The organism is Cohnella hashimotonis (assembly GCF_030014955.1).
GTDB lineage: Bacteria > Bacillota > Bacilli > Paenibacillales > Paenibacillaceae > Cohnella > Cohnella hashimotonis.
The window spans coordinates 761,287-785,623 of record NZ_JAGRPV010000001.1 but is presented as its reverse complement, the minus strand read 5'-3'; the positions used below and the strand labels follow the sequence as shown (position 1 = coordinate 785,623).

Genomic DNA, 24,337 nt, shown 5'->3' with positions numbered 1-24,337 from the left:
CGCTTTCGTTTCGAACGACCATAGATAATGTTAACCGCGGCCTGCTCATTGTAATGAAGACCTCCATATGGCTTACTTTGTTTGCTCCAATCGACTCTTCAAGTAAGATCGGTTGGCCCCGATTCGGCTGTCGTTCGGAATATATTGCGCCGCCAACTCGTTTTCCTCATAAGCGAGCGCATACTCGCCCATGCGGTCGTGGCAAACGCAAAGCTGGATATGCGGAAGCCACGTCCAGCAGGCATGCTGAAGCAGCGCGCTTGAATCCGTCGGCATCTCCAGTTCCGAGGCCAGCCTGTACCACCATGCCGCCTCCCGGTATGCATTTTCCGAGAGATGGAACATGCCGAGCCTGCAGCAATTCTCCGCTCTCGGAAGCGCGTAGGCAAACGACTGAAGCGCTTTGAGCTTGGCCTCATGATTGCGCCCCAGCTGGTGATAGCATTCGGAAGCTTTGCCGCATGCCCCGATCCGGTCCTCGATCCAGACATGCTCGAACGCGAGGAGCTTCTCGTACTGCTCCGCCGCCCTCTCCCATTGCCCATGTTCGTAAAGCTCGTTGGCAAAGTAGTACGTATCCCTGGGGCTGAACGTCTCTCCGGCAGCCATTTTGCCTTCATAAATATGCAGGTTGCGGGACGAATTGGTGTGTACCCGGTCATGCGTGACTGCGATATCTCTATTCAGCGTCGACCCGTGAACCTCTACGTACTCGTGCACCGCTCCAACCCACCGGTAGCCCATGCTCCTTCGCAAGAGCCGGTTTCTCCGCAGGCTGCTGGTGACATTGCCGTATTCGTCTCTGCTCAGATGGTAATGCATAGAGACGACGTCTACATGGACGGGCAGCGCGGATACAAGCGTCTTAAACTTCTCCCTGTCCGCCGGAAGCAGAATATCGTCGGCATCGAGCCATAAAAGGTATTCTTGGGTAGCCTGACTAAAAGCGTAATTGCGCGCTTTGGAAAAATCGTTCACCCATTGAAAATCGAAAATGCGAGCGTCGAACTTGCCGGCGATATTTTTCGTCCTGTCTGTCGAGCCGGTGTCTACAATCACAATCTCGTCTACAAGGTCCGCTACGCTAGATAGACAGCGCTCCAGCGTTTCCTCCTCGTTCTTAACGATCATGCATAGACTGACCTTCACAGACCGCTTCCATTGATATAATAGCTCCGTCAGATCGGAACCCCACTTCTCGATGCCGGCTTGCCGATTATGCCCCAATTGCCTGGCGAACCAATCCGGGTCTTCCGGAAAAAGCGTCGGGGGCGGCGTATAACGAACATAACAATTATTCGCAATGAACAAGCGGTAACCCGCTAGAAGCGCCCTATAGCACAGATCGTCGTCTTCGTAAGACTCCAACGCGAACCGCTCGTCGAATCCGCCCAGCTCGTCGAATAGGTCTTTGCGAACCAATAATAACAGATGAAGTAGCCTGCTCACGCTTTGCGACTTCCCGTTTGCAGCGAGCGCTTCGGTCCTCGCCTCGGGCGTCAGTTTGTTTAAGATCTCCGCAGCAATGCGCGCATTCTGCTGCCCGCTGATCCCGCTGCTGAGCGGCCCGGCCATCATTGCGTCGGGATGCGCATTCAGACACGCGGACAAAACGGAAAACCAGTTCGGTCCCACGGTGACGGAGTCGCGTATAAGCACGATACGCTCGCCGCTCGCTGCCGAAGCGCCCAGATTGTAGCCGGCAGCGACGCCACGACGTTCCGTTGTCGCTATGGTCTTTATCGGAGTATCCGAGTACCTCTCAATGAGACTGAATATTTCGAAAGACGCCCCGTCGTTCACGACAATAAGCTCACACGCCTCTGGCGTATGTTTATGAATAGCAGCCAGACAGTCCTCGAACAAGGACGGATGCTGTGCCAGAATCACGATGCTTGTCTTCATTCCCAGTCTCCTAACTGCCAGTATGATCGCTTAGCGCCAGTATCCAAAATTCATCGTCCTTGTCAAAAGAAAACACCCACGCTGGACAAGTCCGGCATGGGCTGATTGGTTGAATTTCAAGCCGCTAATTCAAATGCACGATCAGGGTGGAGGCGGTGCCTAAGAAGACAGGTAGACTAAGTTGATAGAGGCTCCGTCGCCCTGAGTCAGGTTGGCCATGCCGACCATTCCGTATAATTGCAGTTCAATGGTTGCACCAGCCGGAATATCGACTATAAACATATTATGATAGTGATCACGTGACGCGGTAGGTTCAATTCTGCTGGCATTGACCTGAGCTCCATTAATCAATACGCGTGTAAAAACCATTTGTGCTGAAGTAAAATTAATGTCGTACTCGACCAAATACCGTCCGCCGACGCTTGCGAAAAGAATCGTGTTAGATCCATCGATCGAGAATCCGGACAACTGTTGGTCGCTGTTCAATGTAATATCCGATCCACCCAATAAGATCGACACTGTTCCGCCACTGTTGCCTGCATAAGCAAACGCAGCCGTGCCTCCGGATGAGCCAGTTGCGCCCGTCGGACCTGTAGGGCCTGTTGCACCTGTAGGGCCTGTCGCACCTGTATCGCCAGTCGGACCTGTCGCTCCGGTTGGGCCTGTCGCACCCGTATCGCCAGTCGGACCTGTCGCTCCAGTTGGGCCTGTCGCACCTGTTTCGCCAGTCGGACCTGTCGCTCCAGTCGGGCCTGTCGCACCCGTTTCGCCAGTCGGACCTGTCACTCCAGTTGGGCCTGTTGCACCCGCATTGCCAGTCGGACCTGTCGCTCCAGTTGGGCCTGTTGCACCCGTATCGCCAGTCGGACCTGAAGCTCCGGCAGGGCCTGTTGCACCCGCATCGCCAGTCGGACCTGCCGGTCCAGCAGGGCCTGTTGCACCTGTCGAACCAGGTCCCCCATTTCCACCCGACGGCCCAGTAGCGCCGGTAGCACCGGTATTCCCGGTCGGCCCCGTAGCGCCAGCAGTCCCTGTAGTGCCGGTAGCGCCCTTCTGAGCGAGCTTCTCCAGCTGCGCAATAATATCTTGCATGCTGAACGCCTTATCCGTAACTTCAATCATCTTGGCCGCCGTGTTGCCGTCCGTAACGATCGAGACCGGAAGACCGACCTGCAGCGCGGACGTGTCCAATGCGCTGTTGGAATTTTTTCCGTAAACCAGCGTTTGATCGGACAGATCGAACGTTTTTACGCTGCCGCCGATGTTAACCTCGATTTTGCCGCCGCTTACGGAAGCCACGACGCCGTACGTTACGCGCTGCGACTGCGCGTTTTCCTCATTGCCGCTAAGCATATAGGGAAGCGTCGAAGTGAGTATTTTCGCCATTTGGGCACGAGTGACCAGATCCAGCGGTTTAAACGTGTTATCAGGGAACCCTTCGACAATCTTAAGCTCCGAAGCGATATTTACATAGCCAAGCAGATCGGGCGTAATCTTATAGCCGTCACTGAAGAAAGAGGAGTCGCCTGCAAGGTCCTTAATCTCGGTAACTTGCTGGATGGCTTTGACCACCAGTCGAGTCACCCATTCCCGCTTGGACGATTCGCGCCCCCAAACCGAATTGCCGTTGGAACCCAACTCAGCCTCATCGATCAATCCCAGCTTAAGACCGAGCTTGACATACGATTGCGCCCAAGTGTCCGCCGAATACCCGGTGACGCCCTTCTCCAGTTGATCCTCGGCATCCATCAGGCGGATCGTCATGATTAGCGCTTCCTGCTTTGTTACGTTGTCCTGCGGTGCGAATTGCTCGTTGCCGCGTCCTTCGATAACGTTCAGGAGATTCATCTTGCTGATCTGGCGCTCCGCCCAAGGCACATTCTTAATGTCGGTAAAAAAGTCCTTGGCGGCCGCCGCCGCTTGTCCCGCGTACGTTAGCATCATGGCGACGCTAATACCGGTCATGACGATACGTTTCTTATCCTTCACGTTTCAAACTCCTTTGCGCAATGATGGTAGATTTGGACTTCGCCGCGAAAGAAATAGGCCGGCCTCGCTCACATCTAGGAAAAACTGTTTTTATCAAAAATTGTCGCTAAATGTCACTCTAGCAGGAGCGTCTGAAAAGATTCTCAATGAATTTCCATTTATTTCATTTATTTTTTTCAGATTCGGACTTGTGCTATATTGTTAGCATTCATTCAGCCCGAGAGGAGCCCTTAGGCTTGATTATCATCAAAAGAGTCGTCGCCTTCTTGCTTACCGTCGCTTTTACATTGACGATTGTAACTGCCACATTCCCGAATATTGTCGATCGTGTGCGGCTAGGTCTCGATTTAAAAGGTGGCTTTGAAGTGTTGTATGAAGCCAATCCTGTGCAGCCCGGCGGCTCCATTACCAAGGAAAATCTTCGTCAGACCGCTAACAGCCTTGAGAAGCGCGTGAATGCGTTCGGCATTGCCGAACCGGAGATTTGGACGGAGGGTACGAACCGGATCAGGGTACGGATCGCAGGCGTTTCCGACGAGGAGAAGGTTCGGGAAATGCTAAAGAAGCCTGCAGAACTGACCGTGTCAGGTCCCGACGGCAGCGTTGAGTTGGTTGGTACCGATTTTGTAGAAGGCGGCGCGGAGGTCGTCTACGACGAAATGCGCAACCCCAACGTCCAGGTTAAAGTAAAAGACAAGGGAAAGCTCGAGGATTTGTCGACTCGATTGCTCGGTCGGCAAATCTTTATCAATTTAGACGACAGAATGCTTACCGATCCGGTCATTCAAGCGGTCATGTCGAACGGAATCTGCCGAATTACCGGACATTTTACGTATGACGAAGCCAAAGAAATCGTCGACATTATTAACATGGGCGCATTGCCTCTCAAACTGACGGAGAAATTCAGCCAATCCGTGGGTGCCTCGCTCGGCCAGCAATCCCTGAATCAGACGCTCCAAGCCGGCGTGGCGGGCTCGGCGCTGATCCTGCTGTTTATGCTTGCGCTCTATCGCCTGCCAGGCCTCATTGCCAGCATTACGCTGATTACTTATACCTGGCTCCTTCTGCTGGTCATGAACTTGATGAGCGCCACGCTCACGCTGCCTGGGATCGCCGCCTTCGTGCTTGGAATCGGGATGGCGGTAGACGCGAATATCATTCAGTACGAACGGTTCAAGGAAGAGCTTCGTACCGGCAAAAGCCCCCAATCGGCGCTAAAAGCCGGTTCCAAGCGGTCCTTCAGGACCGTTATGGATGCCAACGTGACGACGCTCATTGCCGGCTTTGTACTTTTCTCGCTCGGCTCGGGCGCGATCAAAGGCTTCGCGATAACGCTTATTTTAAGCATCATCCTGAGCGTATTGACGAATATGTACTTCTCTCAATGGCTGATGAGCTTGTTGCTTCGCTCGAACTGGGTTCGCGGCACGCGCGGCTTTGGCGTCAAGCCCGAACACATTATCGACAAAGCCGAGGCAGTCGCGCTGCCGTCCACGCATCGAACTTTCGATTTTGTCGCGAGACGCAAAACCTTTTTCCTTGCCTCAATTATCGTTACGGTGCTGGGCATTGGAAGTTTGCTCGTCCAACATTTGAATTATGGCGTCGACTTCAAAGCCGGAACATCCCTGGATATTACGCTAAACGATTCGATCGATCAGGAGACGGCAGCGCAGATCGTTAGGGGTGCCGGCTTCTCGCCTTCCGTCCTGTCGATCGGCGGCAATCAACAGAACCGGATCTCGCTTCGGTTCGACCATGTGCTGGACCCCGACGGCAAAGACTCCGCCAAGATCATTCAAGCATTTGCCGTAAAGTACGGAGACGATATCAGCAAAGAAGAAAACACGGTCGATCCCGCGATCGCACGGGAACTGGCCAGGCAAGCCGTGTATGCCGTCCTGCTCGCTAGCCTCGGTATTTTACTGTACGTATGCGTTCGTTTTGAATGGCGATTCGCGCTGGCGGCCATCGTCGCTCTGCTGCACGACGCGTTCTTTGTCGTCAGCGTTTTCTCGCTGTTCAGGCTTGAGGTCAACCTGCCGTTTATCGCTGCCGTACTAACGATTATCGGATACTCCATTAACGACACGGTGGTTATCTTTGATCGCATACGCGAGAATCTCCGTTTTTCCAGATCGCGCACCTACGAAGACTTGAAGACGATCGTGAATCGCAGTATAAACCAGACACTGACGCGTTCGATAAATACTGTAGTTGCCGTACTGTTCGCAGCGGTCGCTCTGCTTTTCTGGGGCAGCGAATCGATCAGGCTGTTCTCCTTGGCGCTGACGATCGGTTTGCTCGTAGGCATGTACTCTTCGATTTATATTGCCAGTCAAATCTGGCTGAGCATGAAGAAGAGAACGCTTCGCACGCGCACTGACGTAGCTCCGAAGACTTCGGGACTATATCCGCTCCCTGTATTGACGGTTAGCTATGAAGACGACCAAGAATGACCCGTTCTTTGTTTACAAGAAAAAAAGTCCGCGACCGCCAACTGGCGCATCACGGACTTTTTTTGTTTAGAACGACGCGAACCTCACGCACACCGGCTTGGACACGCGCAGCTCGCTGCCCGTAGGCACCAGCTTGCCCGTGTCGGCATCGCGGCTGAAGGTCACGATGTGGTTGCCGTCGCGGTTGGCGACGAGCACGAACCGGCCGTCCGGCGAGACCGCGAAGTTGCGCGGATGTCCGCCGAGCGTCGGCGCGTATTCGACCGGCTCGAGCAAGCCGTTGTCCGGATCGATGCGACAGACGATGAGGCTGTCGTGGCCGCGGTTGGAGCCGTACAGGAACTTGCCGTCCGGGGACAGGTGAATATCCGCGCAGGCGTTGTCGCCCTCGAACGAATCGGGCAGCGTAGAGATCGTCTGCACGACCTCCAGCTTCCCGGCTTCCGCATCGTAAGCGTAAACGGTAAGCGTGCTGTTCAATTCGTTGATGCCGTATCCGAAAGGAAGCTGCGGGTGGAAAACGAAGTGGCGCGGTCCCGAGCCCGGAGCGACGTCGGTCTCGCTATGGCGCGTCAGACTGCGGCTGGGCAGATCGAGCTTGTACAGGAACACCTTGTCCAGTCCCAGATCGGAAACGGCTGCAAAACGGTTGTCGCGGTCGACGATAACCGAGTGAACCCGCGCCTGGCTCTGGACGGGCAGCGCGCTCGCGCCTTCGTGCCGGTGAATCTCGAGCGTAGGACCGATATGACCGTCGTCCTGAGCGTCCGATACACCGAACAAGCCGCCATGATAGCTCGCTGTCAGGATGAGACTGTTCGTCCGGTCAAGCGCAATGTGGCAAGCGGTCGCGGGGATCGTCTGCGCTTCGTCCAACCGCTGCAGCCGACCCTCGGCTGTGTCGAAGCGAAACGTTGCGGCCGCGCCCCGGCGCGTGCCCTCGGCGTCTTTGACCTCCGTGAGCGAGTAGATCGTCTGACTTTGTTCGTTTACGGCGAGGAAGGTCGGGTTCTGCAGCCCCTCCGCCTGGTCGAGCAGCGTCAGCTCGCCGGTGCGCCCGTCGTAAGCGCAGGCATACAAGCCGGGCCCGTCCGCATCCGCATAGGAACCGATAAAGGCAAATGTTCGTGTCGCTGTCAAGGCAAGACACCTCCAAGTTTCGCTGGTCTAGTCGCGCTTGGCCTGCATTTTATCACGATTCGCCGGGAATAGCACGCGGAGTGTCTTCCCGCTATACCGCGCTTCTCTTGCCCGTCGCGGCGGCTGCGCGGCGATCGCCGCGGCTGCCCGCCCAATAGATGAGCGAGGCCAGCAGCACAACGGCCGCCATCAACGCGAACATCGTCCGGCCCCCGTATTCGCCGAGGAGCCAGCCGCCTGCCCAGGGGCCGATGAATTGGCCGAGATTGGTGAAGGTCTGCGCGCCGTAGTAAGCGCCTCGCAGATTCTCCGGCGCCAGCTTGTCCAGCAGCATGGTGGCGGCGGGGTAGTTCAGGATCTCGCCCACGGTGAATAAGATCATCGCGACGACCTGCAGCGCAAACGTTTCTGCATAACCGATGCCGGCGAGACCGAGCGCGAAAAACAGGTTGCCCGCATGCAGCGCGAACAGCGGCGGACGCTTGTTCGCCAGCCATCCGAGGGGAAGCTGAAGCGCGATGACGGTGACCGCGTTGATCGTCAGCAGGTAGCCGAACATGCGGTCTCCGTGGCCGAACACCCGGTCCAGGTGCGGCGCCATGTTGCCGAACAGCTGGCTGTAGCCGATGCCGACGACGATCCCGCCCAGCAGGAACAGTTGGAGCGCGGCGTCCCGCATGATGACGCGCCCGGCGTCCGCGATCGATGCTTTTCCCGCCTGCTTGCCGCCCTCGATATCCTTGATGCCGAAGCCGATCATCATGATATAGAGCGTGACTGCGTAAACGAAATAAATCGCGCCCGTGATGATAAAAGCGAGCCCGCCGTTGCCCAGACCGAGCCAGACGCCGAGCACCGGACCGATCGCAACGCCGACGTTGGCCATCAGGTAGCGCATGGAGAATACCTTCATCCGGCGGTCCTTTGGCGTGAGGTCGGCCATGAGCACCTGGGACACCGGCTCGAACCAGGAGCGGCACAAGCCGTTCATCAGGCTGAGCAGCAGCAGGACGAGCGGAGAATCGGTCAACGCGAAGCCGACGAACACGCCGCTCCATACGAACAGCGAGGTGAACATGACCAGGCGGCGGCTGTACCGGTCGGATAGCGCGCCGCCGAGAAAGCCGCCGAATGTGGCGGCCAGCGCCCCCGCGCCGACGATAAAGCCGATCCCGCCCGGCCCCATATCCGTATGCGCGGCCAGATACAGCGCGAGAAACGGCATGCTCATAGAGGTGGCGATGCGCGCGATCATATGACCGAACAGCAGCGAAAATACAATGGGGTGATAGGAGGCCAAAAATCCGCGAAGTCTGTTCAAGCGAGCTGCACCACGATTCTGCGATAGTAAGCTTCTATCATAACGGATCGGCGCAGCGTTGTAGATAGGGATTACGTTCCATTTTTGAACAAACGATTAACGATTAAACGATCGGTTAATCCGTAACGTTTTTTTGCAATTTCATCTCCTGCGTCCCAGCTCACTCCATATTCATCGCCTTCAGGTGATGCTCCAGGTGCAGCACGTAGTCGTCCGCCCAATGTTCGAGCGAGACCGTCGTTCCGTCCGGAAGCGCAAACGTCCATTCGCTCGCGCCTTGCGGCAGCCCCGACCACACGTCGGCAATACGCGAATTCAGCGCGAGCCACAGGCTTAGCACATGGTCGTAAGAAGCCGCCTGATAACGCTGTCCGCTCACCCAATCGTCCTGGGCGTAAGGCGTCAGCGGCAAGGGCTGCGGCTCGATCCGGATGCGCACGAACCGCATCAGGTTGTGCAGCGCCGAGTCGCACAAATGCCCCAGGATCTCGAGCTGGGACCACTTGTCCGGCCCTGGACGCGTCTTCAATTGCGCCTCGGACCTGTCCGCAAGAAGCGGCGGCAGCTCCCGGATCCATCCGCGCAGCCTCGCTTCTGCCTCGCGCACTGTCATCGTATTCGTCATTCAAGTTCGCCCCTCTTCGTTCGGAAGTATGAACTTGATTGTAGCGAATCCGGCGGCGGCGCAGGATGAATGTTATCGATGGCGATTATCGGTGTTGGCGATTATCAACTTGGCGATTATCGGCGATGGCGATACCGCCCGCTACCGCTCGCCGCCACCTTCATCGTCCCCTTTCGTTCCCCGCCTTCAAGTCACCCACTCCCGGACCAAAAAGCAGACGCCCAGCGCGATATTCAGCCAGCCTGCGAACCGGGCGAATTTCTCGTCCTTCCGCTGCCCGGCCGCCTTGCAGCGGCGTAAATCCACCCAAAGAACCAGCGCGCCGCCCAGGAACCAGATCGGAATCGAAAATGCGAAATAGTTGACGCCCTGGACAATAATCGGCATGCAGCGCCGCCCTCCTGTCCTTAACGATTATTCGGCCTTCATGCCGATGCGGCGGATTTTCATGTCGATGTCGATTTCGTAAGCGATGTCTTTATACATGCGCTGCCAACGTTCCTTGGTGCCCACGTTCCGGTTCCAGTAAGCCGGCGCTTTGGCTCTTACGTATTCCCCGAGCCCCAGCACGTCCGAACCTAGCGACTGCGTCTTTCCGATGAACGACTCGATTAGCTTCGTAGCGCCCTTCTTCTGACTCTCCTCGATCTCGTGGATTACAGCAGGGTCCTGGATATTCAGTTCGTTATTGATTTTCTCCTCCAGATTGAGCTCGAAGGCGACCTTGAATTTAAAATAAGGCTTGCCGTCGCGAATTTCGAATGACGTTTTGGCCTGACGGTGCGTGACGTGCGTCATTACCTCCGTATTCCTTAGCTTCACGAAGGCACTGTACCCGCCTGGATTATTGCCTTTGAGCGCCATATACACCGCGATATCGAGCGGCATCGTCGCGCCGACCATCCGGCTGTTCTGAAACAGCGCCAGTCCCTGTATCTGCAGCGTCTGGTTTTTTTTCAATTCGACGTAAGGCAGGAAGCCTTCCTGTCCCAGCTTCGACTTGCGGCTCCAGAAGAGGCCGATGTAATCCTGCGGAAATTTCCCCATGCGAATGCCTTCGTCCAATGTCGTCATCAGGTATAAGGAAGGCACCCGTTCCAGCTTTGGCGAAGCCTTCATGAGCGACAGCGCCTCTCCTTTGGCCACCATCATCCAGGCCATGCGCCGCACCTCCGAATTGCGGTGAAAGTAGTCGTCGACGTTCTCCAGGCCGAACCGGGCCATCTCCTCCGACACGACGATGACGCGCAAATGACCGAAAAAGAGCTTGGCGGACAGCTCCTGCTGCAGGTTCATAAGCGCATCGTTGACGGAATGGCCGACGACGTCGAGAACCCACACGGTTTTCTGCGGATCGTTGCCCCCGCCTCCGCCTCCGCTCTCCCCGGGTCCCAGCGGAATACGCCCCGGCAGCGCAATCTGCACGCCTACGCGGATCAGGTCCGAAGCCGGAGGACCGAGGCCCCTCACATAATGAGTGATCGCTTCCTCCTCGCTCTCGTCTTCCGGCGGCGCCTTGTCGATCGAGATGCCCAGCACGATGGCCCGGTCTTCAATTTCGGTTCTGTCCCAGCACCCGCACATAAGCGTCGTCGCCGCCAGCAGAGGGACAAGCCGGGCAGCCAGGCGGGCGATCCGCCTCCATGGATTAAGCCCGTTAACGCTCAAGGGCATTCCCTCTTTTCTTGCGCAAAATGGCGATAAGCAGCAGCATAGCCGGGTATACGATCGTCAGCGCAAGACCGATTCGTCCGACGTACAGGACATCCTCGTACATTCTGACAATATTCGTCGGTACCATCGCAATCACGAATACAAAGGGGAGCAGGAAAAAAGTAAAAATGCGCGGCTCCTGCAGGCGAAGCAGCTGCGTGAGGGATTGGCTGGTCAAATAGTAGCTGGAGAGCAGCGTCGTAAAGACGGCCGTGACCCACACCGCCAAAAAAGCGCCGTCCAGCCGCTCCAGTACGTTGGCGGGCAAGGAAGTCGCCTTCGCCAGCTCCAAAGTCGGCCACAGCAGCTGCCTGATTTCCTCCGCGCCGAAGACGCCGATGACGGCGATGACGATGACGACATACAAGCCGCCTGCGATCAGAATGGAGTAGAAGCTGACCGCGAGCGCCTTCGCCGGCTTGCGCATGGCGGGAATGACGATCGTCATGACAAAAGAGCCCTGGAAGAGCGCGGCGATCGTCACGATTCCTCCGAGCATGCCTGCGGGCTTGTTGCCCCAGACGGGCTGAAGATTGAGAGGCTCCGCGTTCTTGAGCGACAGCGCGACGATCATCAGCACGGGCACGAGCAGCAGCGGAACATAGAAGAGATGGATATATACGAAGGTCGACAGCGTATTGCGCGCGGATATCGCCGCAAGCATCAGCATGACGATGACGGTCACTTCGACGGGCGTCTGCTTCAAGACCGACGTGACGACGACCTCGCCGAATTCTCTGGCGGTGAGCGAAGTGAGCAGCGCAAAGAAGAGAATGACGCAAGCACTGAGCGCGCGCGCCGGCCACTTGCCGATCAGCCTCTCGCTGTACTGAATGATCGTCTGATCGGGAAAACGCATGCCCAGCACGGCAATGAATATCAGTCCGATCAAGGCGAGGACGCACGCCAGCAGCGTCACCAGCGGACCCCCGGTATCCGCCGCCCGAACCGCGAACAGCGGCAAGGGCAACACGCCGACGCCGATGATGGTGCTGACCAAAACGGCCGAAGCCTGCGTAGCGGTAATGTCCCGCGTTGCCTTCGTCATGGCTGTCATTCCTTTGCGGTTGATGGGGTAGATGCGCCGCTTTCCTCGCCGCTCTTCTCGGGCGGCTCGGTCATCTCCGGTCCGACGCGGACGGGATCTTTGGGCTTCAGAAACGCGGGGCGTCGCTTCATCCACCAGAGCGGCCCGCGGATCAGCACATCCTTCATCCCCTCGGCGTTGACCGGCACCAGCGGACTCAAATAAGGCACGCCGAACGACTTGAGCGACAGCAAATGGTTGGCGATCAGGATCAATCCGATCATGACGCCGTACAGTCCGAAAATACCCGCGATGATGATTAGCGGGAATCGCAGCAGGCGGAGCGCCAGCGCCGCGTTATAAGCCGGGGTCGCAAAGGAGCCGATCGTCGTCAGGGCGATGATGACGACCGTAATCGGGCTGGCGAACCCGGCCGCTACGGCGGCCTGGCCGATGACGAGCACGCCAACGATGGACAGCGCGCCGCCGACCTGCTGTGGCAGGCGGATCGTCGCTTCCCGCAGCACCTCCATCGAGATCTCGATGATCAGCACCTCGACGACCGCCGGCCACGGGACGCCCGCCCGGCCCCCGGCGACCGCGACGGCGAATTCGGTGGGGATCAGCTCGGGATTAAACGAGATGACGGAGACATAGATTGATGGAAAGACGAGCGAAAACACCAGCGCCACAAGTCTCGCCATCCGGATCGCGCTCATCTGCAGGAACCGTTCGGTGTAGTCCTCCACCGCCTGGTAGAACTGGTTGAACACGGTCGGCACGATCAGCGCCAGCGGCGATCCGTCGACCAGAATCGCAATTCTGCCTTCCAGCAAATTGGCTACGACTTTGTCCGGCCGCTCGGTGTATTGGACTTGGGGAAACGGCGACCATTGGTTGTCCTCGATGAACTGCTCCAGATAACCCGAATCGAGGATCCCGTCAATATCGATCGCGCCGATCCGGCGCTCGACCTCCGCCAGCAGCGCAGGGTCCGTCAACCCGTCCATGTAGCAAATCACGACCTTGGAATGCGTCTTGCGTCCGATCGTCATCTGCCTCATCCGAAGCTCGGCGGACTGCAGGCGATAGCGGATAAGCGCGAGATTCGGACCGAGCGGCTCGACGAAACCTTCGCGGGGACCCCGGATGACTTGTTCCGTGCCGGGCTGGTCGATGCCGCGTTTGTCGATCTGCCGGGTACCGATAACAAGCGCGCTATTCGAGCCGTCGGCGGCCAGGATCGTATCCCCTCGAAGCAGGCCTTGGATCAACGCGTCGAAGTCCTGCGTCTCGCTGCAGGCGGTATGCCACAGCGCTTCGTTCGCCAGCCGTTCCAGCAGCTGCGGGGCAGTCCATTCCGCCGTGTCCAATCCGGGAGGGGCGCTCATCGCAGGCTTCAGAATCGTTTCGTTTAAAGCGGCCTGATCCAGCATATTGGGAAAAAAGAGCATGGCCGCCGGAAACGAACCGAAGATGCGGAAGCGGCGAATCGACAGCGTCGTATCCGTGCCCAGCACCCGGGTGATCTCTGCGAGCAGCTCGTCCAGCCGCCCGTTCAGCGATTTGCGGACCGGCGATTCGTCTTTGCGGCCGGCGTCGGTTCCGGAATAACCCGCCGGCGCGCGTTTGCCTCGCTTGGGCTTGCCGGACAGCAGATGCGTACGATTTCCGAACAAAGGCAAAACAAGTCTCTCCCCGAAGGCTGACGTGGATGCAGAGTGTTAAGCAGTGTCGGCTAACCGCGGTACGTTTAAACCGATCCGCTTAAAGTAGACGAGGATGAACATTTCGCGAGGAATTCATTCACGCGGACGACGAACAGGAAGATTTGCGTTTCGATCATGCCCGCTCCTCTCCGCTCAGGCCGAAGCCTGGATCGGTACAGCCAGGACAACGTATTGATAGGCGGTTGCCTCTCGCTCCAGAAAGCCGCCGATCCTATGCTTCGCGCACACCCCTACGAGGTCGGCCAGCAGCGGCGCGTAGGCGTCCATCCGGACTTCCACCCGCTCGACCATCGTGACCGCGTAACCGCATTCCACGAACATCCGCACGATTTCCCCGATCGTAAAAAAGCGCTGCGTTTTATCCAGCAGCCTGCGGTCTTCATAGGAAAAGCTGCCGGCGAGCAGCGGTCCGAGCACGCTGATATGCGCCAAGTTCGGCAGACTCGCAAGAATCGCGCCGCTCGCGTTCAGATAAGGCCTCACCTTACGCAGCACGGCCGAGGGATCGGAGAGATGCTCCAGCACGTCCCCGAACACGATGCAGTCGAACTGCCCCGCTTCATACGGCAGGTCGAGCGACGCGATATCGCCGGACAACACGTGGTCGAGCTTTTTCCGCGCGGCATTCGCCGCATCCGGATACGCCTCGATGCCGCTTACCCGAATGCCCTTGCCCCGGATGAGCGCGCCGAGCCCGCCCTCCGAGCAGCCGACGTCGAGCACTTCGCGCCATTCGTCCCGCACATGCTTGTACAGATGGAGATTGGCGCCCCCATAGTAACCGTCCGGATTCTCCGCGTACATCCTTTGAATTTTTTGCGTACCGTCCTCGGTCGCGCGCCTCATCGCGATCCCTCGTTCCTTTTAAAAATAGGTATCTTTCGGCCCCCGTCGTCGTAGACATGGTGAACATGGTCATGAGCGATGGGAGAGACGGCGCATGCCGACCAGCATCGTCTTTGCCACATTCAACAAACTGGCGTATACGCAGAAATGCATCGACAGCATTCGCAGACATACAGAGCCGGCACCTACGAGCTGATCGTCGTCGACAACGGCTCGACCGACGGCTCGCAGGAGTGGCTCCGCGAACAGGAAGACGTTCGGTTCGTGCAGAACGACGACAATCCGGGTTTTGGGTCGGAAATTCTGCTGCTGAACAACGACACCGTCGTGACGTCGCCGGAGCTGTAAGCTTGGCTCGATCGGACAGGCTTCGAGGACGTCTGGATCACGGGCATTTACAATGATATGAGCGAGACCGATCGGCATATTCTTCTTGCGGCGAATTCCTTGCGCGGGCGGCCTGCGCCCCTGCACTTCGACATGAGCGAGTACGTCGTGCGCGCGGTGCGGACGGCGAGGCGCGGGGGCGAGGCGAGGAGCGACGGCGATGCACGAGGCAAAGGGATTGAGGGCGAGACAGATTATGCAGATGTCGAACGTTGAAAAAGGCTCTCCCCGCCGGTACATTTGCGTACCGCGAGGAGAGCCTTTCAGTTATTTAAGCGTCTTCCATGCCCTTCGGCACATTCGCGGGAGGCGTCCGCTGGCTCGCGTCGTAACGGATCGTATAGTTCGCGCGAACCTGCCCGTCAACCGCCAAGGACAGCTTCATATCGGCCTGACTTCGTCCGTCGATCGGCAAGTAGATCCAGTACTCGGCATTTGCGCCCGTCAGGGGAACTAGCGTTGCCGTACCGTCTTGCTGTTGAGGCACGGCTTCCAAGGCCGGGCTCGTGGACGAAGGCTTGATATTAGACTTCTTCGCTTCCTCTTGCTTGCGTTTCCTATCCGCTTCCGCCGCAGCGACTTTATCGCGATAAATTTGCATTTTCGCGTTGCACTCCGCCAAAGTCCGATCATCTACGGGAACGCAGGTCTCCGGCGGTACGTTAACCATCGGAATAAAAAGAGGCTGCTCCTTCTCGTTTGAACGATAGATCTTGTCCGCCCGAAAAGGGAGAACGACCGTCAGCCGGTTCGCCGCTGCGCTCTCCACCGTGATCCGGGCGACGAGTTGTCGATCCAGCACGATTGCACTTTTGACCTTGACGTCCATGCCTGCGCCGAACGGAAGTATCAAAGCGCCCGAGCTGCCAGCGCTCATGGGAATGGTCTTGTTCGTCACTTGCGCGAAGGAAGCCGCATACGAAGCGTACGCCGGCTTCCCGTTCAAATAATCGAATACATCCCGGGTTCCCGCCGTCACCGGCGCGAACAGATTTGCGCCGGACTGCGCCAGCAGCAGCGCAATTCCCATCCGGTCTTCGAGCAGCGATTCCTGAAGAGGCGTCCTCCCTTTGAGATTCAGAATATTCTGGTCCGGCGATGTCGCGAGCAGCGCTCGCACGACATCCTCGCTGCCCGTATCGATTGCGGCGAACAACGGATACGCTTGATTGGGAGCGGCCATATTGCGGTCGGCACCCTGCGCAATCAAATAAGAAACCATGTCCGTTAACCGGTTGCGAATCGCGATCAGCAGCGGCGTATCGCCTCCTGCATAGATTTCGTTCAACCTGGCGCGTCCCTGCCGCTGAATCAGGTAACCGACCATGGCTTTATCATCGGCGGCAACGGCTGCCTGCATCGGCTTGATCGCAAATGCCGGAGAATCCAGACTCATGCCGCTGCGTACGATCGCGGCGGCCTTGGTCCGGTTGCGGGTTGCGACCGCCTGCAGGAAGCGCGCCTCCGGCTGTGACGTCTTAAGCTCATAGCGGCCGGAGGTCGCCGTCAGATCCGCGCCCAGCACGTCCGCGACCGTGCGAAGCGATAGATAAATCCGGCCGTCCTTCTTCCAGATCGCAGACTTAAACTCCGTATACTGGCCGTTGATCTTGCCAACCAGGGTCGAGGCGTCGAAGCGCCAGTCCAAAGCCTTCGATCTGGCCACGATCTGGTTTCGATTTACGGTGACCGCAAACCCGAGCGATTTAAGCAGCGGCTGCAGCTCCGCATAGGCAATTCCCGAGACGACAATCGGCGGTACGGCAGCCGTGAGCGGCTGTCCGTTCACATATATGGCAACGGCCTTCGCCGACGATACGGCCGATGTCGCGGATATGACAGATGCGGCTGTTGACGTATCTAATCCCGCGGCCGGCAGCAGCATGCCGGCAGCGAGCACAATTGCGGCCACTTTCTTGCCTGTATGGCGAAAACTCATCTGGCGGTTCCATCCTTCTGCTGAGTCTTGAGATCGACTCAGTATATCACAGGCAAGTCCTAATCGTGGCGCATTCTGGTAAAATACAGTTTAATTCAATTCGCCATTCGTTCCGGCGGTCCGTCGTCGACAACCAACGTATGCGGCCCGGCCGGGCGGGCGTGACGCGGCGATACGCCGTTTTCCCAAGCCGATGCGCTTCTTAACTCAAATAAGAAACCTGCGTGACGTCGCCTTCCATTCCCTCGGGCAGCGTAACGTTCACCTCTACGTCCTCCGGCGCCTCGATCCGCAGCTTCAGCTTGCCCGCGGACACGACCTCCCAGCTGACGGCGATATGCCCGCCCTGCGGCAGCGGCACGACGCCTTCCGCCCAGGTCAGATCGCAAGGCTGCGGCGCGATTTCGACGGACTGCCACCCTTTCGCGCCCCGCTTGACGCCGAGAATGCTCGAGCCCAGAAAGTATCCCGGCGCCGCCGACCATGCATGACAATGGCTGCGGGTCAGCATGTCCGGATTGCTCCGGTTTTCCGCAAAATTCGGATACATCTCCCAGCAGGTCGTCGCGTCGTATCGCAGCATCTGGCCGTAATTGTGCCGGATGTCGTCCAGCAGCAGCTTTTGACGGCCGGCCTTCTCGAGCGCCTCGTAGTAGAAAAACGACATGAACGGGCTTCCGATCTGCACGAACGCAGGCGGCGGAGATACGAGATAGCCTTCGATGACGGCAAGGCGGTCGTCCTGCGCAACCCCGCAGAGATAGGCGACGACCTGCGTCTGCATGCTGTAAATGTCGGAGCGGCGTCCGTCCGCATGGATGCAGTCGATATAGGCGCGCTTTTCCTCGTCCCACAATGCCGCGTTGATCGCCTCTGCCAGACGATCGGCGCGCTCCGCGAACGCGTCGGCTTCTTCTGCAGCGCCGGCCGCGGCGGCAAGCGCCCGCGAATCCCGAAGCGCCTTGACGAGGAACAGGTTCTGGTGCGTGACGATGCCCTCGTTCGGTTGGTCGATCGGCGCCCAGTCGAGCAGGTTCCAGCCCGCCATATTCAGCAGTCCGCTATCGTCGATGTGCTCCAAATAATTCGTCAGCGTCAGCTTCACCGCAGGCCAAATGCGGGCGGCGAAGTCGTCTTTCCCCGTGTGCGCGGCGTATTCCTGACAGGCGAGAATCCAGAAGAAGGTCCAGTTCGGGATGACGCTGCTCCAGGCGCTCGGCACTTGGTCGAGATAAAGCGGCGTCTCGTCTGCCGACCCCGGCACGAGATTGAGGCAGCGTTCCACGATCTCGGTCGCTCCGAACACGTAGTAGTTCACCAGCGCTTCGTTGCGGCTGTCGCCCACCCAGAATACTTGCTCGTAAGCCGGGCAGTCGACGAACGTATCCTCCATGCACAGCCGGGTCGTATGCCTGCTGATCTCCCACGCCTCGTTCAGCAGCGAATCGGAGCTGCGGAAGCGCCCTTGGTCAGCAACCGGATACGTGCTCTGGCGGATATAGATCTCGTGTAGCTTCACCGGCGCACGATTGCCCCTGACGGTGAAGAAAAGGTACCGAAACCCGCGCCGCACGGGAGAAACGTATGACTGTCTGCCTTCGCGGCAGACGTAACGGAACGTATTATCGAGACCGTACGTGTGCTGGACGTAGCCTTCGCGCATGTACTCCACGCCATAGGCGTCGATGATCGTGCCAGCCGGCGCTTCGATTTCGAAGCCGATAAACCCGGAGCGCTCCACGCCAAGATCGATGACGAGCTCGCAATCCCCGTTTTCAAAAACAGGCAGGATGCCCGGCTCGGGAACCGGCAGAATCGCATTCAAAACGGGTCTAGGCACCGCCCTGCGTTCTGCGAGCGTCCGCCATACGTTCGAGCCGAACACATCTTCTTCCGTATACAGCGAAGGCTCGAAAGGCTTGATCCAGGAAGCGAACGCCTCAAGCGCAACGGCCGAGGGAGCGGCTTCCGGCAGCGCATTATAGTCCGGATGATCCGCCTGCATCCGTCTGCCGGGACGGTGGTCGATATACTCGGACTGGTCGAACGTTCCGATCGTAGCCAGCGGCACGCCGTTGTCGCCGGAAGGCGAGCGCAGCGTGAACGCCGATTCGCTGTCTATTGCGAAATGATAGCTGCCGCCGTGGTCCGAGCCCGTGACGTCGAAAACGACCAGATGCTCGCCAGCCGCCAGATTCAATTGATAATATCGCTCCGGCTGGACGCCCGTCCACTCGGCCTGCAGGACGCCATCGACCCATACGCCTTTCCCCCTTACGCCGACCGGGAATCCGAGCGTGACGACTCCGCTTGTCTCGAGCGTGAGGACCGTCGCCACAAATCCGCAGTAGGAGATCGGGTTAGCGTGGTTGACGCTCTCGGGCACCATCTGATTGCGCAAATCTAGCGCGGCCGCGTACTTGGGCGCTTTCACCCGGCTGAGCGATTGGATCGAGACCGGATACAGCTTTTCTTCCGTCAAAAAAGGAATGTCGCGCGGGACAAGAGACGTCCATGGTGCCATGCCTGCGGAACCGATCGATTGCGCTTGAGCCCAGCTGCCGTCATCGAACGCCGGCGTATGCCAGTCCTCTGCCAGCTCGCGCGCATCGATGACTTCTCCAAAGGCTTGCTGACAGGCCATCCGCGGGGAGTTGGACCGCTGCCCGCCCAGACGCTCTGTCCGCCAGCCGGCATCCGTCGCCGCGAGCGTGCGGCCGTCGGCTTCAATCTCGGCGATCAGCCCGCCGCGTCCGCGCAAGTAATAAAAATTGGACACGCCGAAATGCAGCACCAGCACCGCAATCGTGTTGTTGACACCAGGGCGCAGTTTGCCGCCGATATCGTACGAGTCGAAAAACTGTTCCTTAGGCCAGGAGCGCACGGGGCCTCGTCCGACCTGCTCGCCGTTCACGAACAGCACGTAGCGCGAATCCGCCGTAATATGGAGCGTAACCGGTCCCTCGACCGACTCTGGCGCGTCAAAGCTCCCCCGGAAACACCGCCACTCGTTGCGCGGACTCTCCTCTTCTCCTCCCCAAATCCACGAAGCGTTCCAATTCCTTCCTGTCATCTTCCTGCCTCCATTCCCGGCCTGCGGCCGAATCTCTTCATATCCTCAATTGTAGCTGTGCGTCCGCGCAAGAAAAGGGTTGATACTGCCATCAAGCGGGTGTATTCTGCCATCATGGGAAACAGGCGGCTGCTGGCCCGGATCCCCGGGGCTAGACGGGCACGGAAGGCGTGATCGCCTGCGTTACGAGAGGAGATTGGACCCACCGAAACGCGGTATGTTCATAGAGAAGGGTGGCCATGCAATGATTAAACAGAGAGTTGAAGTGACGCCTTCCCATATCTTTTTCGACGGAGAGCTGCCGTTCTACATCAATCGCGTTTCCGAGTCGTACGAGCTGGGCTATCACGCCCACGAATTCACGGAGATCAGCTACGTCGGCGAAGGTGAAGGGCATCAATATATCGGCGAAGAGCGGCTGCGCGTCCGCCGGGGGGACTTGTTCACGCTGCCGCTCGGCGCCTCGCATGTCTTTCGCCCGAGCTCGACGAACGCCGGCAAACCGCTTGTGGTTTACAACTTTATCTTCGAATCCGAGCGTATGGCCGAAGCGCTGCGCGGATTTCCCGGGCTCGATCGACTAGGCGGAGCTTTGTCTTGCTTGGACCTCGCTCCTGGAGATGGCGGCTGGCGGAAGATGCAGGACCGGACGGGCGCCTTCGAAACGTTTTTTTCAGCCGCTTATTCGGAATTCGCGGGGCGCCGGACAGGTTATCAATCGCGTATCTTCGCATTGTTCATCGTGCTGCTTACGGAAATTGAGCGCAGGCTTGCCGATGAGCGAGACGGCACCCACGCGGAGCGTGCGGGCGGCATGGAGGATGCGCTCTCCTTCATTCGCGCTTCCCTCGCCTCGCCAATCACGGCTGCGCAGGCGGCTGAAGCGGCCGGGTTGAGCGAGCGGCATTTTTACCGGCTGTTTGCCAAAGCGACCGGACTTACCTTCAACCAATATGTCCAGCGGCTGCGAATCGAACGGAGTTGCGAGCTGCTGCGGCATACGCGGCTCTCCGTTCAGGAGGTTGGAGAGGCGGTGGGCTATCAAGATCGGGGCTACTTCCTGGACGTGTTCAAAAAAATAACGGGGCTTGCGCCCCGTGCGTACCGTTCTTCCTATGAGAAACTGCGAGACGAGGGGGAGCGGTGAGATGGATGAGATTCGATGCGATGAGATTCGATGCGATGCGCTTGCTCGGGATTTCCGCGTAGTTCGAGCCGGCGAGCCGAGCTTTGGCCGAGTTGCACGGTTTTTTCGCGCAACTCGAGACGGAGAGCCAAGCAGCGCCCGAGTTACACGATTTTTCCGTGCAATTCGAGCTGGCGAGCCTACTCTTGCCCGAGTTACACGGTTTTTCCGCACAATTCGAGCTGGCGAGCGCATTAAAAGCTCCTGAACCCCAGCTCCGGCAGCGCATCCGCAGCCGCTCCTACGTCCCCTGCCAAAAATCCGCCCGCGCGCTTGCGCCAGCAGGTAACGGTCAACTCGCGGCTCTCGCCGGGCAGCAGGGTGAAGTAGAGGTCGTCGGCCGCCATCCACCAGCCGTTCGTCGACTCCTCCGCATGCACGTGCAGCGCAGCATGATCGCCGTCGTTGGTCAGCCTGAAGCGCCGCGTAACGGCTTCTAGCCGCCTCAACACATCGTTCGCCCTCGCATCGTTCGCCTTCGCGTCGTTCGCCTTCGCATCGTCCCCTTGCGCGGCAATCGTCTCGCCGGCAGCCGTCGTGTCTTCAGCCGCCCAATCGCCGAGCGCCGTTGCCGTCAGGCGCCCCCCGTCGCCGCTAGTCAACGCAGGCGCATAGACGTCACGCTCCAGCGTCGAGAAGAAATAATCGTTCGCATGCAGTACCGCGCCCGCCGGATCGAGGAGCTCGAGCCGCAGCAGGAACAACGACCCGAAGGCTTCCGTTACGAGCGTGTGCAGGTCGCCCGCATGCGCCGTATGCTCGCCGTCGACGCTCACGGCGTCCGACTGCTCATGCAGCAATTCGCCGTCCATACCGAGCAACCGGCTGCGAACCGTCAACCCTTCCGTCTCCGCATGAGCGCCCGCGAACAGTCTCGCCTCGAACGTTTCCCCGCTCCTAAAGTTCAGCCGCTTGTAGGCCGCGGAAGCAAAATACGGGCTGTACGCCCGGCGCGTCCAATAATAAGCCATTTTACTTTCGCCATAGTAATCGACGAGACTCGTGCTCGAAGCGTTCGGGTACGGCTCGTTCAGCTGCCAGATGACGCTGCCACTGTTTTTGAACTGACGACGCCGGTTCGCCTCCAGCACGAATCGCAGCCCTTCCGCCTGAATCCACTGGCTCGCGCGGCTGAAGAGACCGATCCCGGCCCCGACATCCTCGCCGAACAGCTCGATGTCGCGATCGTACGTGTCCCACCATTCGCCGTGATGACGCCAGACGAGGCTGTCGTTCATCGAGACCGGTCGCAGCTCGGACGCCGGCAGAAACTTCTTCAAGCTCTTGACCGCGCTCACGCCGTCGACGCCGAATTCGCTGTGGAACAGATTGTCCACGTCCGAATACAGCTCGTAGTGACCCGGATTGCCCTGGTACTTCCAATGTCCATGCACATCGTGGCTGATGCCCTTCTCAGGCGTGATGTACTGCACCGGCCCCGATGCCGACGTCGGCAGGAAAAGCCGCCGCGGATCATGCGTTTCTACAAGCTTTTTCAGCATCGCCAGGTTCGCGTCTTCGTAGGTCGAAGGCACGTTCGGCTCGCTCATCAGCTCGTTGCCGCCGCTCCAGACGGTCAGCGAAACGTGATTGCGCTTCGCCTTCAAGGCGCTCACCGCCGTCAGCGCGATCAGCTCGAGGAACGCCGGCCGCTTCGACGGAATGTTGTCGATGCCCGAGCTCGACTGGACGAACTCCTGCCATACGAGGAGGCCGTGGCGGTCGCACAGGTCGTAAAAGGACTCTTTTTCGATAATGCCGCCGCCCCACACGCGCACCATGTTGACGCCCGCGCGTTTCATGAGCAGCACGTAGTATTCGTATTGCTCCGGCGTCACGTTGCCGTACAGATGATCGAGCGGCGTCATGTTGACGCCTCGGACGTAGATGCGCTTGCCGTTCACGACAAACGTATAAGGCAGCGCCTCCGCCGGACTCTCCTCGTTTTGCGCATAAGACAGCGAACGAATGCCCGTCTTGAGCTCGCGCGTATCCATGACGTCGCCGCCCGCCAAAAGCGTCAGCCGCACGCCGTACAACGGCTGCTCGCCGTAACCGTTCGGCTGCCACAGGCGCGCCTGCTCGATCGGGATACGCAGCTCCCCCGTTCGGCCGTCCGTTCCGATCGGAGACTCGCTGTGCGCGACATTAACGCCATCGGGATCGGTCACGTCGACCCGCAACGTCAGCGCTTGCGCGTCGCCCGCAATGACTTCAGCACCATTTCCAATGGCTCCGGCATCATCCGCTATCGCAAATCCGCGAGCCGCAGCCGATACGAAAATCTCGCCCGTTCCGGCTTCAGGATCCGCGTCCGTCGTCACCGAGACGTCGTCGAGCGTCCAGGCTTCGTGCACACGCAGCAGCACGTCGTCCCAGATGCCGATATTGACTAGCCGCGTGGAAAAGTCCCATTTATAGTTGAACCTGCTTTTTTGCGTATATGTCCGCGAGGTCAGCCCGATCTGCGACATCTCGTCCGGCGCGTGCTTGAACATGACGGTCACTTCCATCCGCTCCTGCGTGCGCGCCGCCTCGGTCACGTCGAATACGACCTCGTGGTACATGCCTTCGTGCTCGCCGAGCAGCTTGCCGTCCACGAACACCTGCGCCTCGTAATCGAGCCCCTTGAACACGAGCTCCGTCCGGCCGCTCCCCGGCTCGGGGCAAGCGAAGGTAGCGCGGTACACCCACCACCGGTTTTCCACCCATTCGCATTTCCAGCTGTTCAAGCCGGACCACGGGTCCTCGATCAGTCCCGCGCGCAGCAGGTCCGCATGCACGCCGCCCGGCACCGTCGCAGGCATCCAGTCCGTCACGCCCAGCAGCTCCTGGCCGATCTCCATGCTGCTCACCTTCAGCGGCACCCATGGCCAATAGCCTTTAACTTCCCACGTCTCGCCGTTCAGCAGCCATTCCTTCATCTCTCGTACCGCCCCGTTCCTCGTCCGTATGTCTTCCTTCGCACACATCATAGAGCATTGCCTTGCGCGCATC

General features: G+C 58.7%; 17 protein-coding genes. 4 read left to right on the top strand and 13 right to left on the bottom strand.

What is annotated here, in order from left to right; all coding sequences use genetic code 11:
- Positions 1–72: 72 nt before the first annotated feature.
- A complete protein-coding gene (locus KB449_RS03145; RefSeq protein ID WP_282906970.1) occupies positions 73–1,905 on the bottom strand; it encodes a glycosyltransferase family 2 protein in 1,833 nt (610 codons plus the stop codon).
- Between the two features lie 159 nt (positions 1,906–2,064).
- Positions 2,065–3,894 carry a BclA C-terminal domain-containing protein gene (locus tag KB449_RS03140; protein ID WP_282906969.1) on the bottom strand — a complete coding sequence of 610 codons (1,830 nt, stop codon included), beginning with the start codon at positions 3,892–3,894 and terminating at the stop codon, positions 2,065–2,067.
- Positions 3,895–4,130: 236 nt separating this feature from the next.
- Here KB449_RS03140 and secD point away from each other — a divergent pair, with 236 nt between their 5' ends.
- A complete protein-coding gene (gene secD / locus KB449_RS03135) occupies positions 4,131–6,353 on the top strand; it encodes a protein translocase subunit SecD (protein ID WP_282906968.1) in 2,223 nt (740 codons plus the stop codon).
- A 66-nt stretch (positions 6,354–6,419) separates the two neighbouring features.
- On the opposite strand, the gene KB449_RS03130 is transcribed toward secD, so the two are convergent.
- From KB449_RS03130 to KB449_RS03095, 8 genes are all read right to left on the bottom strand, one after another.
- The gene (locus KB449_RS03130) at positions 6,420–7,493 is read right to left on the bottom strand and encodes a lactonase family protein (protein ID WP_282906967.1); all 1,074 of its coding nucleotides are present in this window, start codon (positions 7,491–7,493) and stop codon (positions 6,420–6,422) included.
- A gap of 91 nt (positions 7,494–7,584) precedes the next feature.
- Positions 7,585–8,814 carry an MDR family MFS transporter gene (locus tag KB449_RS03125; RefSeq protein ID WP_282906966.1) on the bottom strand — a complete coding sequence of 410 codons (1,230 nt, stop codon included), beginning with the start codon at positions 8,812–8,814 and terminating at the stop codon, positions 7,585–7,587.
- 160 nt (positions 8,815–8,974) lie between these two features.
- Entirely contained in the window at positions 8,975–9,439 is a 465-nt protein-coding gene (locus KB449_RS03120) for a DinB family protein (protein ID WP_282906965.1), read from the bottom strand.
- A gap of 186 nt (positions 9,440–9,625) precedes the next feature.
- Complete coding sequence (locus tag KB449_RS03115) at positions 9,626–9,826, bottom strand: CLC_0170 family protein (protein WP_282906964.1); 201 nt, start codon at positions 9,824–9,826, stop codon at positions 9,626–9,628.
- A 27-nt stretch (positions 9,827–9,853) separates the two neighbouring features.
- Positions 9,854–11,107 (bottom strand): Ger(x)C family spore germination protein, encoded by a 1,254-nt coding sequence (locus KB449_RS03110; protein WP_282906963.1) that lies wholly within the window; start codon positions 11,105–11,107, stop codon positions 9,854–9,856.
- Positions 11,097–12,200 carry a GerAB/ArcD/ProY family transporter gene (locus KB449_RS03105; protein WP_282906962.1) on the bottom strand — a complete coding sequence of 368 codons (1,104 nt, stop codon included), beginning with the start codon at positions 12,198–12,200 and terminating at the stop codon, positions 11,097–11,099. The genes KB449_RS03110 and KB449_RS03105 overlap by 11 nt, the downstream gene beginning before the upstream one ends.
- A gap of 5 nt (positions 12,201–12,205) precedes the next feature.
- Positions 12,206–13,741, bottom strand: coding sequence for a spore germination protein (locus KB449_RS03100; protein WP_282912725.1), 1,536 nt, complete (start codon positions 13,739–13,741; stop codon positions 12,206–12,208).
- Between the two features lie 300 nt (positions 13,742–14,041).
- On the bottom strand, positions 14,042–14,755 hold the full coding sequence (locus KB449_RS03095) for a class I SAM-dependent methyltransferase (RefSeq protein ID WP_282906961.1): 714 nt from the start codon (positions 14,753–14,755) through the stop codon (positions 14,042–14,044).
- 147 nt (positions 14,756–14,902) lie between these two features.
- Here KB449_RS03095 and KB449_RS03090 point away from each other — a divergent pair, with 147 nt between their 5' ends.
- Both KB449_RS03090 and KB449_RS03085 read left to right on the top strand, forming a co-directional pair.
- Entirely contained in the window at positions 14,903–15,103 is a 201-nt protein-coding gene (locus tag KB449_RS03090; RefSeq protein ID WP_282906960.1) for a glycosyltransferase, read from the top strand.
- A gap of 57 nt (positions 15,104–15,160) precedes the next feature.
- Complete coding sequence (locus tag KB449_RS03085; protein ID WP_282906959.1) at positions 15,161–15,358, top strand: hypothetical protein; 198 nt, start codon at positions 15,161–15,163, stop codon at positions 15,356–15,358.
- A gap of 55 nt (positions 15,359–15,413) precedes the next feature.
- Here the strand turns inward: KB449_RS03085 and KB449_RS03080 are convergent, their stop codons facing one another.
- Together KB449_RS03080 and KB449_RS03075 are read right to left on the bottom strand one after the other, a co-directional pair.
- Positions 15,414–17,081 (bottom strand): ankyrin repeat domain-containing protein, encoded by a 1,668-nt coding sequence (locus tag KB449_RS03080; RefSeq protein ID WP_282906958.1) that lies wholly within the window; start codon positions 17,079–17,081, stop codon positions 15,414–15,416.
- Between the two features lie 202 nt (positions 17,082–17,283).
- Positions 17,284–20,154 carry a family 78 glycoside hydrolase catalytic domain gene (locus tag KB449_RS03075; RefSeq protein ID WP_282906957.1) on the bottom strand — a complete coding sequence of 957 codons (2,871 nt, stop codon included), beginning with the start codon at positions 20,152–20,154 and terminating at the stop codon, positions 17,284–17,286.
- Between the two features lie 244 nt (positions 20,155–20,398).
- Here KB449_RS03075 and KB449_RS03070 point away from each other — a divergent pair, with 244 nt between their 5' ends.
- On the top strand, positions 20,399–21,301 hold the full coding sequence (locus KB449_RS03070) for an AraC family transcriptional regulator (protein ID WP_282906956.1): 903 nt from the start codon (positions 20,399–20,401) through the stop codon (positions 21,299–21,301).
- 233 nt (positions 21,302–21,534) lie between these two features.
- Here the strand turns inward: KB449_RS03070 and KB449_RS03065 are convergent, their stop codons facing one another.
- Positions 21,535–24,264, bottom strand: a complete 2,730-nt coding sequence (locus tag KB449_RS03065; protein WP_282906955.1) for a glycoside hydrolase family 2 protein — start codon at positions 24,262–24,264, stop codon at positions 21,535–21,537.
- Positions 24,265–24,337: the final 73 nt, after the last annotated feature.